The following is a 13,157-nucleotide window of genomic DNA, read 5'->3' as shown; positions in this document are numbered from 1 at the left end:
CAAGTATGTCGCAGCTGCGTTGGTGATCGGGACTACAATTGGGCCTGCCTCGGCACTTGAAGCAGGCGTGGGCGGTAGCGCCGGCGGTGTCGGAGTCGGTGCTGGAGTGAGCGCCGGTTCGCAAGGCGTATCTGTCGGGGCGGGCACGAGCGTCGACGGCGTAGGCGGAGCAAATGTTGGAACTTCGGTCGGTGCAGATGACGGGTCAGTCGACGCAGGCGTTGGTGCCGGCGGCAACGTTGGTGACACAAGCACAAGTGCCAGTGTGGGCGACGATCCGTCCGCCGAAAACGAGGCGGCTACCGCACCCGACAGTTCGACTGCAGCGACGGCCCCTGCCTCTGCCAAGACGGCCAGGCAATCCATCGTCCTGCCACCCGTCCTCAGGCCTTCCAAAGCCGGTGAGGGTGACTCCACCAAGGGGTATCCGTTTGGATCTCTGGGGCCACTGACACCGAAACCCGGTACGCCGATTGCGGTCGTGCGAACCTGCCGCGCGGCGATCATGGCCGCTGCAACGCCGCTGGGCGCCGTCCGTGTCCACGCGGTAAGCGCAGGCGCCTTGCATCAACGTCGGGGTGCAATCACGGCGCCGATCGAGGTGCGAATAGACTACGCAAGAGAAGACGGCATCGAAGTCCGGCAGGCGCAAGTCAGTTGTCGCCTCGATGCGTCGGGCAGGGTCACTGCAATAATATAGCACCAAGCCTGATTGACGGGGCTGCACGTCGACAGAGGGACGATCCGCTTCGCCATCTACAAGGCGGCGTTCTTCGGCGGTGGCGCCGGAGGTGAGGGCACGCTGACCTTCATGATCGCCGCTATCCCATCTCGGCTCGGCGGCATTTCGGGCGACCTCGCCTTCGAGCTTCTAAACTAGTCTAGCCCATCTGCGCCTCCCACCCCTCACGGCACAAATATCAAAAACACCCAGGTAAAAAACACCACAAGGTGCACCAGCCCGGTCAGGAACGTCGTTCTCTCCGTGCTAAAGCTCACATTGCAGATGAAAAGCGCCAGGACCAAAAGCACCGTGTCGGTCGCCGGCAGCCCCAGGGTCAGCCCTCTTCCGGTGAGCAGGCTGGCGGCGGCTATGCCCGGTATTGTCAGGCCGATCGTCGCGCAGGCCGAACCCATGGCGACGTTCAGGCCGCGCTGCAGTTCGTTGCTGAGTGCGGCACGGACCGCCGAAATCGCCTCCGGCATCAACACCAGCCCGGCGATCATCGCGCCGACAATGGCGTCGGCCTGCGGCACCTCATAGGCAATGAGCGCATCTTCGACGCTTGCCGCGACTTGCTCGGCCAGCATGACAATGCCGATCAGCCCGATCAGCAGGAGAATAGCGCCGGCGGCGAGGCTTTCGTGAGCGTCGGTTCGCACTGTGGCGCCGTGTGCTTGTGCGTCGATGAAATCGTCGCGGTGGCGGACAGTCTGCGCGAACAGAAAACCGGCATACAGCAGCACTGACAGCACGCTGACGAAGCCAAGCTGCGCCGCCGAGAACGTGCCGGGATCGGTGGTTCGCGTGTAGGTCGGCAGAATGAGCGTCATGACGCTCAGCGCGACCAGAACCGCCAGATAGGCGCTTGTGCCTTGGCGCACGATTGCCTGCTTGCGATGGCGCCAGCCGCCAAACGTCAGGCACATGCCGACAACACCGGTGGAGGTGATCATCACCGTCGAGAACACGGATTCGCGTGCAAGCGTCGGGTTGTTCGCGCCGTGCAGCATGATGGAAACGATGATCGACACTTCGATTGCCGTCACGGCGATGGTCAGCACCAACGTGCCGTACGGCTCGCCTACCCGCCGGGCCACCGCCTCGGCGTGGTCGAGCACCACGAAAATGGTGATGAACATGATCGCGCTCGACAGCGCGCCGATAAATATCCTGGTGCCCAGCGACCCTTCGTCCACCGACACCCCGCTGACCCTGACCGCGACAGCCATCGCCAGCGCGGCCAACGGCATGCCGTAGGAAATCGCCGATCTTGCGAAACCACTCATTGTCACCGTTTTGCCTTCCCGCGAATCCCGTGGAAGGGCGATTTGCAACCACTGTTGCGCACCGCGACCATCCAGAGGAATCGCATATGACAGGTCATGACGAGCTCAATCGCAGCGTACCCCACCCTTCAAGGGGAAGGGCAATCGCATTTGGAGTCTTGCGAAAATGGACCCCCACCCTAACCCTCCCCACAAGGGGGAGGGAACGCTGCCGCGCGCCCTTGCTTTCCTTTTGGCGACGAAACGCAGGCAATTTGCAAAGGTCGGCGCCACCGAAAGTCCCCCTCCCCCTTGTGGGGAGGGTCAGGGGTGGGGGTCCTCTTCGCAAGAATCCTCCTGCCCCCGCACACCTCGCCTGTCCCCTGGTCCGAAACATCATGTCATCCGCAGGCAAGCTCACACGCTAGCCGGGCGTGTTGGCCTTGACGACCTTCGTGCATTCGGGCGTCAGCTCGCTCATGTGACCGGCCAGGCATTTGACGACGCGGCCACCGCCCGGCAGCACGCCTTTGCACAATCTCTGGTAATCTGCCTGGCAGGCCTCACGCTCGGCCGCCGTCTGCGCCAGCGCCGCGGTGGCTGCCAGCTGCGTTGCCAAGAAAAGCACCCCTAACCCAATCCGCATGGAACACCCCCCTCAATATGTTGTCCAAACAACGCCTCCGTCACGCGTAGACGCAAGCCTTCTCAAGCCGTCTTCTGCGTCACCAATCCCAGTTCGTCGATCATCGCCTGGCGCATCAGGAATTTCTGCGGCTTGCCGGTCACCGTCATCGGCAATTCGGTGCGGAAGCGGATGTAGCGCGGGATCTTGAAATGGGCGATCTGGCCGGCGCAGAAGGCCTTGATCTCCTGCTCGGTGGTGATCTGGCCGGGCTTCAGCACGATCCAGGCGCACAGCTCCTCGCCATATTTCGGGTCGGGTATGCCGAACACCTGCACCTCCTTGACCTTGGGGTGGCGATAGAGGAACTCCTCGACCTCGCGCGGATAGACGTTCTCGCCGCGCGGATGACCATGTCCTTGACCCGGCCGACGATGTTGCAATAGCCCTCGGCGTCGATGGTGGCGAGGTCGCCGGTGTGCATCCAGCCCTCTGCGTCGATGGCCTCGCGGGTCTTCTGCTCGTCATCCCAATAGCCCTTCATCACCGAATAGCCGCGCGTGCAGAGCTCGCCCGGCGCGCCGACCGCGACGGTAGCGCCTTCGGCGTCGATGGCCTTGACCTCGACATGCGGATGGACGCGGCCGACGGTCGAGACGCGCTTTTCCAGGGGGTCGTCGACGCTGCTCTGGAACGACACCGGGCTGGTCTCGGTCATGCCGTAGGCAATGGTCACCTCGGCCATGTGCATCAGCGATACCACCTTCTTCATCACCTCGATCGGGCATGGCGAGCCGGCCATGATGCCGGTGCGCAGGCTGGTGAGATCGAAGGAGGCGAAATCCGGGTGGTCGAGCAGGCCGACGAACATTGTCGGCACGCCGTAAAGCGCGGTGCAGCGTTCCGTTGCCACCGCCTTCAGCGTGGCGCCGGCATCGAACCCCTCGCTCGGGAAAACCATGGTCGCGCCCTTGGTGACGCAGCCCATCGTGCCCATCGACATGCCGAAGCAGTGGTAGAGAGGCACCGGGATGCACAGCAGGTCGTCGACGGTAAGCCGGATCGCCGCGGTGACGAAATTGCCGTTGTTGACGATGTTGTTGTGGGTCAGCGTCGCGCCTTTCGGCGCGCCGGTCGTGCCTGAGGTGAACTGGATGTTGATGGCATCGCCCGGTTTCAGCCCGTCGGAGATGCGGTCGAGCTTGTCATGTTCGTCGCGCCCGGCCATCGCCAGCACGTCGGCGAAATTGAACATGCCCGGCGAACTCTCCTCGTCCATGCGGATGACGATCTTCAACGCCGGCAGCTTGCTGGCGTCGAGCTTGCCGGGGGTGGCCGTGGCGATCTCCGGCGCCAGCGTTTCGATCATGCCGAGATAGTCGGAGCTCCTGAACTTGGCGGCGGTGACGAGCGCTCGGCAAGCGACCTTGTTCAAGGCATATTCCAGTTCGACCAGCCGGTAGGCCGGGTTGATGTTGACCAGGATCAGGCCGATGCGGGCGGTGGCGAATTGCGTCACCAGCCATTCCCAGCGGTTCGGCGACCAGATGCCGACGCGATCGCCTTTCTCGAGGCCGAGCGCCAGGAAGCCGGCGGCGAGCGCATCGACGGTCTCCGACAGCTCTTCCCAGGTAAAGCGCTTGTCCTGCTCGACGAAGACAGCGGCATCGAGCGTGCCGTATTTGCTGACCGTATCGGCAAACAGCGCCGGGATCGTCAGGTTGAGCAGCGGCACGCTGCGCTCGCCCGAGACATGCGCCGTGCCGTCGACCGGCGCAATGAACGAGCCGCCATCGCGCTTGCCGCGCAGGCTGGTGGCATTCTTCAACTCGTCGAGATTGATCGGCATCGCCGTGTCCTCCGCAGACCAGCCGAGCCTATCAGCCCCGCGGGGTGGTGGAAATCCCGTCGATGGTGGGGCTTGCGCTGGAACTCGCCTGTCAGGGCCGAAAACAAAAAACCCGCCTCGGCGGGCGGGTCTTCTGGGCCAATTGGCACCATAGCGAGATTAGTAGCATAGCTGCCGGCACAAAGCAAGAACAAAATTGCTGTGCTTTAGGGAAATCGCTTCGGCTTGGCGTCAGCGGCTTGGCGAAAGCCGAGGCGATATCCGATCTCCCCCCTTGCGGGGGAGATGCCCGGCAGGGCAGAGGGGGGTGTGAAGGATCGCCAAGTTCGACTTCAGCACCCCCAACCGGGAACGGATGAGGCTCCGATTGGCTGACAGGTCGGCGGGACAGCACCCCCCTCTGGCCTGCCGGCCATCTCCCCCGCAAGGAGGGAGATTGGCATCTTGGCCGACGGCGCCTGCTCCGCAATCGTCAACCCGAGTTCACCAACGCCATCCTGGCCGCAATATCGCGCAAGATCGCCTCGTCCGCCGCCGCGCGCGCCTTCCTCGACGCCACGAGACAGGCCTGCGAGCGCAGGATCACGCCATCGGCCAGCACTTTGAGATGGTTGGCGCGCAGTGTCGAGCCTGACGTGGTGATGTCGACGACGATATCGGCCAATCCGGCCGCCGGCGCGCCTTCGGTGGCGCCCAGGCTTTCGACGATGCGATAGACCTGGATGCCGTGCTTTTGCGAAAAGAACTGCTGGGTCAGGCGCCAGTATTTGGTGGCGATCCTGAGCCGCCGGCCATGGCGCTGGCGGAACTCGGCGGCGACGTCGTCGAGATCGGCCATCGTGTCGACATCGAGCCAGATGTCGGGCACGGCGACGACGACATCGGCATTGCCGAAACCGAGGCGGGCGATGATTTCGGCGCGCGCCTCGCAAGCGGCAAGGTTTTCGCGCAGCAGATCCTCGCCGGTGATGCCGAGATCGACCGAGCCCTGGCCGATTTCGCCCGCGATCTCGGAGGCCGACAGGAACGCTATTTCGACGCCGTCCATGCCATCGATACGGGCGCGGTATTTGCGCTCATCGCCGGGCAGGCTGACGGCAAGCCCGGCCTTGGCCAGCACCTCCAGCGCCTGCTCCTTGAGCCGGCCCTTCGACGGCAGCGCCAGCGTGATCATGGCGCCTTCTCCCGCAGCGCCTCGATGCGGTCGAGCCAGACGGAAAAACCGACGCCGGGGATCGGCGTTTTTGCGCCGAGCAGCGTCAGCAGCCGGTCGTAGCGGCCACCACCGGCGAGCGGCCGGTCGCCATCCTGCGCCGCGATCTCGAAGACCAGGCCGGTGTAGTAATCGAGCGGGCGGCCGAAGGCAGCGTCGTAGCGGATTTCAGACATGGGCAGGCCAAGGCTTGCGATCGCCGCCGCGCGGGCGGCAAAATTGTCCAGCGCGACGCCCAGCGAAAGGCCGGCATCGGCGGCAAAGCTTTCGAGCGCCCCGGCGGCGCTGTCGAGCGGCACGTCGATAGCCAGAAACCCCTTCAGCGCCGCAAATGCCTCGTTCGACAGCCGCACGCTGCGCAATTCGGCCTTCTCGACCAGGCGCCGCGCGATTTCGGAGGGCGAACGCCCGGCCGTTGCCGACAGGCCGGCCTCTTCCATGCCGCCGGCGATATGCGCCGAAAGAGCGTCCAGATCGCCATCAAGGACAAGGGCGGCGACCGCGCCGGCGAGCTGGCTGTTGCGCGGCGGATTGGCGAGGTCGGCAAGGGCTGCCTCCAGCATCGCCGCCGAGCCGAAGGCGCGCGCCAGCCGCATGCGCCAGCCGCGCGGCAGGCCAAGCGCTGCCAGCACCGCCTCGAAAATGGTCTGGTCGCCGAGCGTGACCACCAGCTCGCGGCCGGGCAGCACCAACGAGAGCAGCGCATGCGCATCGGCCAGCGAGCGGGCGTCGGCGGCGGCCGTGTCGCGGTCGCCGAGGTCCTCGATACCGGCCTGGAAGAATTCGTTGCCGCCCTCGCGGCGCTGGCGAAACACCTCGCCGAGATAGGAATAGCGGCGCGGCGTGCCGGCCTGGCTGGCAATGTGGTCGAGGCAGACCGGAATCGTGAATTCCGGCCGCAGGCAAAGCGTCTGCCCGGTCTCGCTTTCGGTGAGAAAGATGCGGCGGCGCAAATCCTCGCCGGCCATGTCGAGGAACGGGTCGGCCGGCTGCAGCACGGCGACTTCGACCGCATGGGTGTTGCGCGCGGCGAAGAGCGTCGCGATGTCGGATGCGATGGCGGGGTAGCGGGAGGTCATTGATCGGTTGGGCGCGAGGCACCCCCCTCTGTCCTGCCGGACATCTCCCCCGCAAGGGGGGAGATCGGCAGCTTGGGCCCCGGCACCTTTTCTCCAACGCCGGAGATTGGCGAAAGCAGGCGCGACATCCAATCTCCCCCCTTGCGGGGGAGATGGCCGGCAGGCCAGAGGGGGGTGTTCACGCGCCACCCTTCGCGCGGTCAGCCGCCTGCGCCGCAAGTATCTTCTTCACTTCGGCAACCAGCTCACTCTCCGCCACCGTCACCTGCGCCGGCCGTGCGGCGCGCCATTCGGCGTTATCGGCGATCTCGGCCGACATCCGTGCGCCCTCGATCAGGTCCTTGATCTGCACCTCGCCCTTGGCGCGCTCGTCGCCGCCCTGGATGACAGCGACGGGGCTGCCGCGGCGGTCGGCGTATTTCAGCTGCGCCTTCATGCCGGCGCCGCCGAGATACATTTCCGAGCGGATGCCGGCGGCGCGCAGCTCGGCCACCATCTTCTGGTAGCGGCCGAGGCTTTCCGTATCCTTGTCCATGGTGAGCACGACGACCGGCGCGATGACATCGGAAGTATCGAGCTTGCCGAGGTTCTTCAGCGCCGTCATCAGGCGTGAGACGCCGATGGAAAAACCCGTCGCCGGCACCGGCTCGCCACGAAAGCGCGAGACGAGACCGTCATAACGTCCGCCGCCGCCGACCGAACCGAAGCGCACGATCTGGCCGTCCTCATTGGGGATTTCGGCCAGCAGCTCGGCCTCGTAGACCGGGCCGGTGTAATATTCGAGGCCACGCACGACGGAGGGGTCGATGCGAATGCGATCCTCACCGTAGCCGCTTTGTGCGACCATGGTTCTTATCTGCTCCAACTCTGCAAGACCCTCAACAAACGAGGCGTTCGTGATGCCCAGATGTTCGAGTTTCCTTTCCTCGAAAAGATTGCTGACACCGGGGTTGATGGATCCCAGTGTCTGGACAATTTTTTCGGGATCATGCTGCGCCATGACTGTGAAATAGCTGATGACAACGTCGATTTGCGTATTGTCCAGCCCGGCGCCCTTGGTGAAATCACCGCTCTCGTCCTTGCGCCCGGCGCCCAAAAGCAGGCGCACGCCCTCGACGCCGAGCTTGTCCAGCTTGTCGATCGCCCGCAGCACCGTCAACCGGCGCCCGGCATTTTCGTCACCGCCGAGGCCGATCGCCTCCAGCACGCCGTCGAGCACTTTTCGGTTGTTGACACGGATGACGTAGTCGCCGCGCTTGATGCCGAGCGCCTCCATCACGTCCGCCATCATCATCGCCATCTCGGCATCGGCCGCAACGCCCGGGGTGCCCACGGTATCGGCATCGAACTGCATGAACTGGCGGAAGCGGCCGGGGCCGGGCTTTTCGTTGCGAAACACCCAGCCGGAGCGATAGCTGCGATAGGGTTTCGGCAGGCGCTCGAAATTCTCGGCGACAAAGCGCGCCATCGGCGCGGTCAAATCGTAGCGCAGCGACAGCCACTGGTCGTCGTCGTCCTGGAACGAGAACACGCCCTCGTTCGGCCGGTCCTGGTCGGGCAGGAACTTTCCAAGCGCATCGGTGTATTCGATGAGCGGCTGGTCGACCGGCTCGAAACCGTAGAGCTCGAAGACCGAGCGGATCGTCGCCATCATCTTCTCGACGGCGCGCAGGTCGTCGGCGCCGCGGTCGACAAAGCCGCGCGGCAGCCGCGCTTTCATCTTTTCGGATTTGTCGGCCATGGGATGGGTACTCGGTGTTTCGTGGCGCTCCGGGGATCGGTTAAATAACCGATTTCCACGGCGCCGGTGTCCTAACCGATGCAGCCGGGAGCGGCAAGGGTTTGCGCTTCTCCTTCCCCCTTGTGGGAGAAGGCAAGAAAAAGAAGCTGAAACAATTACGCCATGCGCGCGGCATCGTGCCGACACAATCCGGGCCGATAAGCGCGCCGAAACAACGGGTTCGGGGCCATGGCCACGCTACAAAAGTTCGACATCATCGATAGCGGCGCACGCGACGCCTCGGTCCGGCTGCGGCCGTCCGACAATCATGCGCCGAAGGCGACGAAGCAATTCGCGGGACCGTTCGAGATCGCGGCGCAACAGCCCAGTGGGCCGACCATACGCGACGTGCTGATGACCGGCCTGCTGGTGATCTATCCGGTGTTCGCCGCGCTGGCGGCCATCCTCGCCGGGTTTTTCCTCGCCGGCGCCGGCGGCGCCTGAGCCGCTATTTCGGCCGCTTGAAGGCTTTCCGCTCCGCCTCGACCGGCTCGCGGCAGACGCAGCCCTCGAGATGGTCATTGACCAGCCCCATCGCCTGCATGAAGGCGTAGACGGTGGTCGGACCGACAAAGCTCCAGCCGCGCTTCTTCAGTTCTTTCGAAATGCGGACCGAGACGGCCGTCGTCGGATTGGCGCGCAGATGCGCGAGATCGACGATCTCGGGCCGCTCGTCGGGGCCGGGCTCGAACTTCCAGAACCAGGCGGCCAGCGAGCCGGCCTCGTCGATGAGCTCGCGGGCGCATCTGGCGTTGTTGATGGTCGAGACGATCTTGCCGCGGTGGCGGATGATGCCGGCATTGCCGAGCAGGCGCTCGACATCGGCGTCGGTGAAGGCGGCGATCTTGTCGACATCGAAGCTGGCGAAGGCCTCGCGGAAATTGTCGCGCTTGCGCAATATGGTCAGCCAGGACAGGCCCGACTGGAAACCCTCGAGGCAGATCTTCTCGAACAGGCGGCGATCGTCGGCGACCGGCCGGCCCCATTCGTGGTCGTGGTAGTGCAGATAATCCGGCAGGTTGCCGTGCCAGAAGCAGCGGGCGACGCCGTCGGGACCGGCAAGCAGACCTGTCTTTTCGTCCATGGCGGAATTCCGTTCGTGTCTTGGCGTTAACGCGTTTTGACGCGGCCTTTACCGTGGCTTTACCAGATTCCTGAACCGGGCGGTAACCACACCAAAAGCTTTACTGACAGATCGGCATTTTACGCATTCCGATTCATGTTTCGGTGGCCGCTTCGCGCTCAATGTCGGCGAAATCGGGGAGGCTTTGCACCCCGGCATGTTCGACGATCAAGGTGCGTTGCGATGAAGACATTCTTGTTCCCACTGTTCGGCGGCGCCGCCGTGCTTGCCGCCGGCGCCGCCAATGCCAACGACCGCTATGCCGAGAGGCCGCCGGTGGTGGTCAGTCCCGACCTTTCGGCGCCCTGGGTGCTGCAGCTCGGCCATGCGCCGGGCATCGTGCGGCAGAGCCGGCAAGAGGCGCAGCCGCAACGGCGCTATCGGCGCCAGGCCGAACCCGATCAGCTGCGCACCGCAGCGGTGCAGGCACCGGCCAAGCGCATGATCATGCGGCCGCAGATCGACCCGATCTATCTGCCGCAGGAAGTCGCCTATGACGGCCCGCAGAAGCCGGGCACGATCGTCATCGATACGCGAGAGAATTTCCTCTATCTGGTCGAGAAGAACGGCAAGGCGCGGCGTTATGGCGTCGGCACCGGCAAGCCGGGCTTCGAATGGTCCGGCACCCACAAGATCACCAACAAGCGCGTCTGGCCGGACTGGCGGCCGCCGGCGGTGATGATCGCCCGCGAGGCCGCCAAGGGCCGTTATCTGCCGACCTATCTCGCCGGCGGCATGGAAAACCCGCTTGGCGCACGCGCGCTCTATCTCGGCTCGACCGAGTACCGCATCCACGGCACCAACCAACCCTGGACGATCGGCGGCGCGGTGTCGTCAGGCTGCATCCGCATGCGCAACGAGGACGTGGTCGACCTTTACGAGCGGGTCAATGTTGGCACGACGGTTGTAGTGATGTAATCTGCGGTTGACCTCACCGATGATTCTGCTCAGAAGCCTCGGGAGTATTGAATAACGGGGGACGGGCCGTGTGGGGATGCGGCCAGTCACGAAAGGGCAGCGCGGCAAGCCGTGCTGCCCTTTTTGTTTCCGCCAGCGCCAGCAAGAATTGACGGGAAGATTTCGCCGGCACGTCGCGCGACGGGCATGGCGGTTCGTTTTTCGCACTGCCTTTTCGCGGTTGCTTTGCTATGTGGCGGCTAAAGTTCAGACAAAGGCCCTATCTCGATGACCCTCTCCGACGACAGCCGCTATCTCCGAGGCGGCCCGGTTGCCCAACGCATCATCGCCGGCGTGCGCGAGGACGCGGCGATCGCCACCGCCGAAGGCTTTCCGCCGAAGCTGGTGTCGATCACCGTCGGCGACACAGCGGCGGTCGACGTCTATGTCCGCAACCAGCGCGCCAAGGCGGGGCTTGCCGGCATCGGCTTCGAGGAAAGGCGCTTTCGCGCCGACATCACCGCCGGCGAACTCGAAGCGGCGATCCACGGCCTCAACGCCGACCCGCGCGTCACCGGCATCATCATCCAGCGACCGGTGCCGGTGCACATCCCGATCAAGACGCTGCAGGCGGCGGTGCATCCGCTCAAGGACGTCGAAGGCATGCATCCGGCCTCGATCGGCAACATCGTCTACAACCAGCTCGATCTGGCGCCCTGCACGGCGGCTGCCTCGGTCGAACTGCTCAAGGAAACCGGCCTCGACCTGAAGGGGCTCGAAGTGGTGGTCGTCGGCCATTCCGAGATCGTCGGCAAGCCGATCGCTTTCCTTTTGATGAGCGAAGGCGCGACGGTGACGGTCTGCCATCACATGACGCGCTCGGTGGCGGCACACGCACGCCGCGCCGACGCGCTGTTCGTCGCCGTGGGCAAGCCGCGGCTGATCAAGGCCGATATGGTCAAGCCGGGTGCGGCCGTCATCGATATCGGCATCAATTCGGAGATCGGGCCAGACGGCGAGAGCCGCATCGTCGGCGACGTCGATGCCGAGAGCGTTAGGCATGTCGCGTCGTGGATCACGCCGGTGCCTGGTGGCGTCGGCCCGATCACCGTGGCGATCCTGCTGCGCAACACGATGGTGGCGCTCAGCCGCCAGCGCGCCCGCTACCAGGCAACCTACGGCACGGCGGACAGACTGGCGGCGGAGTAGGCGACTGGCGGATCACTCGGCCGCGATAACCGCCATCTCTTCGCGAACGCCTTCGGGCTTCGGCCCGCCATAGGCCCAGTCGAGCAGCTTTATCGTATGGACCACCGGCAGCTTCGCGGCAGAGGCGATCTGGGTGATGCAGCCAATATTGCCGGTGGCGATGATGTCAGCACCGGTCGCCTCGATATTCCTGACCTTGCGGTCGCGCAGCGTCGCCGAAATCCCGGGCTGCAGGATGTTGTAGGTGCCGGCCGAACCGCAGCACAAATGCCCCTCGCGCGGCTCGCGCACGACAAAGCCGGCACGGGCCAGAAGCTCCTTCGGCTGGCGGGTGATCTTCTGGCCGTGCTGCATCGAGCAGGCGGAGTGATAGGCGACGACGGTGCCCGGCTTGCGCACCGGCTCGGGCAGGTCGAGGCTTGCCAGATACTCCGTGATGTCCCTGGCCAGCGCCGACACTCGCGCCGCCTTGCCGGCATAGGCCGGATCGAGGCGCATCATGAAGCCGTAATCCTTGATCGTGGTGCCACAGCCTGACGCGGTGATGACGATGGCATCGAGCCCACCCTGTTCGATGGCGCGCGTCCAGGCGTCGACATTCCGCCTGGCCGACGCCAGGGCAGCGTCCTCGCGTCCCATGTGGTGCACCAGCGCCCCGCAGCAGCCCTCGCCTTCGGGTACGACGACCTCGACACCAAGCCTGGTCAGCAGCGAGATCGTCGTGTCGTTGATGCCGGGATCGAGCACGGATTGCGCGCAGCCGGTGAGGATGGCGACGCGGCCATTTTTCTTCGGGCCCTGCCCCGCATGGACGCCCGGCGAGGCCATCGGCGAGACTGCCGGGACCGACGCGGGTGCGAGCTTGAGCATAGCGCCCAGAGGCCTCAAGGCCTGGATTTTTTCAAACAGGCCGGCGAATGGCTGGCCGAGCTTCGCCAGCTTGAGCGCCGCGCGGAAACGCGAGGGATAGGGCAGCACGAAGGCCAGCATGGCGCGGGTCAGACGATCGGCCAGGGGACGCTTGTAGGTCTCCTCGATGTGGGCGCGGGCGTGGTCGACCAGATGCATGTAGTTGACGCCCGACGGACAGGTGGTCATGCAGGCGAGGCAGGACAGGCAGCGGTCGATATGGGTGACGATCTCCTTGTCGGCCGGCCGGCCATTTTCCAGCATGTCCTTGATCAGGTAAATCCGGCCGCGCGGCGAATCCAGCTCGTTGCCGAGCGTCACATAGGTCGGGCAGGTGGCGGTGCAGAAGCCGCAATGTACGCATTTGCGCAGGATCTTCTCCGATTCCGCGACATGCGGATCGGCGAGCTGGGCAGCTGAGAAATTGGTCTGCACGTAAACAAATCCTTACCGTTTGAGCATGATCTTTTCCCAAAACCGGTAC

The 13,157-nt window shown here is 64.7% G+C and carries 11 protein-coding genes and 1 pseudogene; 4 read left to right on the top strand and 8 right to left on the bottom strand.

What is annotated here, in order from left to right:
• Positions 1–712: 712 nt before the first annotated feature.
• Complete coding sequence (locus NKJ17_RS12035; protein ID WP_352506916.1) at positions 713–880, top strand: hypothetical protein; 168 nt, start codon at positions 713–715, stop codon at positions 878–880.
• A 26-nt stretch (positions 881–906) separates the two neighbouring features.
• On the opposite strand, the gene NKJ17_RS12030 is transcribed toward NKJ17_RS12035, so the two are convergent.
• The 6 genes and pseudogenes from NKJ17_RS12030 to hisS form a co-directional block, all read right to left on the bottom strand.
• A complete protein-coding gene (locus NKJ17_RS12030; protein WP_352688495.1) occupies positions 907–2,010 on the bottom strand; it encodes a calcium:cation antiporter in 1,104 nt (367 codons plus the stop codon).
• Between the two features lie 403 nt (positions 2,011–2,413).
• The gene (locus NKJ17_RS12025) at positions 2,414–2,617 is read right to left on the bottom strand and encodes a cysteine rich repeat-containing protein (protein ID WP_352688493.1); all 204 of its coding nucleotides are present in this window, start codon (positions 2,615–2,617) and stop codon (positions 2,414–2,416) included.
• A gap of 80 nt (positions 2,618–2,697) precedes the next feature.
• A pseudogene (locus NKJ17_RS12020) lies at positions 2,698–4,463 on the bottom strand (AMP-binding protein).
• A gap of 472 nt (positions 4,464–4,935) precedes the next feature.
• Positions 4,936–5,637, bottom strand: coding sequence for an ATP phosphoribosyltransferase (gene hisG / locus NKJ17_RS12015; protein ID WP_352506887.1), 702 nt, complete (start codon positions 5,635–5,637; stop codon positions 4,936–4,938).
• Positions 5,634–6,755, bottom strand: coding sequence for an ATP phosphoribosyltransferase regulatory subunit (locus NKJ17_RS12010; RefSeq protein ID WP_352506888.1), 1,122 nt, complete (start codon positions 6,753–6,755; stop codon positions 5,634–5,636). Before NKJ17_RS12010 ends, hisG begins: the two co-directional genes overlap by 4 nt.
• Before the next feature lie 178 nt (positions 6,756–6,933).
• Positions 6,934–8,496 carry a histidine--tRNA ligase gene (gene hisS, locus NKJ17_RS12005; RefSeq protein ID WP_352688491.1) on the bottom strand — a complete coding sequence of 521 codons (1,563 nt, stop codon included), beginning with the start codon at positions 8,494–8,496 and terminating at the stop codon, positions 6,934–6,936.
• Positions 8,497–8,724: 228 nt separating this feature from the next.
• On the opposite strand from hisS, the gene NKJ17_RS12000 reads away from it, so the two are divergent.
• A complete protein-coding gene (locus tag NKJ17_RS12000; protein ID WP_352688489.1) occupies positions 8,725–8,979 on the top strand; it encodes a hypothetical protein in 255 nt (84 codons plus the stop codon).
• 4 nt (positions 8,980–8,983) lie between these two features.
• Here NKJ17_RS12000 and NKJ17_RS11995 read toward each other — a convergent pair whose 3' ends face one another.
• On the bottom strand, positions 8,984–9,619 hold the full coding sequence (locus NKJ17_RS11995) for a DNA-3-methyladenine glycosylase I (protein WP_352688487.1): 636 nt from the start codon (positions 9,617–9,619) through the stop codon (positions 8,984–8,986).
• A gap of 222 nt (positions 9,620–9,841) precedes the next feature.
• On the opposite strand from NKJ17_RS11995, the gene NKJ17_RS11990 reads away from it, so the two are divergent.
• Both NKJ17_RS11990 and NKJ17_RS11985 read left to right on the top strand, forming a co-directional pair.
• Positions 9,842–10,576, top strand: coding sequence for a L,D-transpeptidase (locus NKJ17_RS11990; RefSeq protein WP_352688485.1), 735 nt, complete (start codon positions 9,842–9,844; stop codon positions 10,574–10,576).
• Positions 10,577–10,843: 267 nt separating this feature from the next.
• Positions 10,844–11,764: a bifunctional 5,10-methylenetetrahydrofolate dehydrogenase/5,10-methenyltetrahydrofolate cyclohydrolase gene (locus tag NKJ17_RS11985; protein ID WP_352506893.1), complete on the top strand. Its 921-nt coding sequence runs from the start codon at positions 10,844–10,846 to the stop codon at positions 11,762–11,764.
• 12 nt (positions 11,765–11,776) lie between these two features.
• On the opposite strand, the gene glcF is transcribed toward NKJ17_RS11985, so the two are convergent.
• Positions 11,777–13,108, bottom strand: coding sequence for a glycolate oxidase subunit GlcF (gene glcF / locus NKJ17_RS11980; protein ID WP_352688483.1), 1,332 nt, complete (start codon positions 13,106–13,108; stop codon positions 11,777–11,779).
• Between the last annotated feature and the right edge of the window lie 49 nt (positions 13,109–13,157).

The sequence above is a fragment of the Mesorhizobium sp. M0208 genome, from assembly GCF_040322015.1.
GTDB lineage: Bacteria > Pseudomonadota > Alphaproteobacteria > Rhizobiales > Rhizobiaceae > Mesorhizobium.
Note: the sequence above shows the minus strand (reverse complement) of the source record. Positions and strands in the feature narration are given on the sequence as shown.

Coding starts and splice junctions, on each gene's coding strand:
- NKJ17_RS12030 (WP_352688495.1), bottom strand. CDS start 2,010: ATGAGTGGTTTCGCAAGATCGGCGATTTCCTACGGCATGCCGTTGGCC.
- hisG (WP_352506887.1), bottom strand. CDS start 5,637: ATGATCACGCTGGCGCTGCCGTCGAAGGGCCGGCTCAAGGAGCAGGCG.
- NKJ17_RS12010 (WP_352506888.1), bottom strand. CDS start 6,755: ATGACCTCCCGCTACCCCGCCATCGCATCCGACATCGCGACGCTCTTC.
- hisS (WP_352688491.1), bottom strand. CDS start 8,496: ATGGCCGACAAATCCGAAAAGATGAAAGCGCGGCTGCCGCGCGGCTTT.
- NKJ17_RS12000 (WP_352688489.1), top strand. CDS start 8,725: ATGGCCACGCTACAAAAGTTCGACATCATCGATAGCGGCGCACGCGAC.
- NKJ17_RS11995 (WP_352688487.1), bottom strand. CDS start 9,619: ATGGACGAAAAGACAGGTCTGCTTGCCGGTCCCGACGGCGTCGCCCGC.
- NKJ17_RS11990 (WP_352688485.1), top strand. CDS start 9,842: ATGAAGACATTCTTGTTCCCACTGTTCGGCGGCGCCGCCGTGCTTGCC.
- NKJ17_RS11985 (WP_352506893.1), top strand. CDS start 10,844: ATGACCCTCTCCGACGACAGCCGCTATCTCCGAGGCGGCCCGGTTGCC.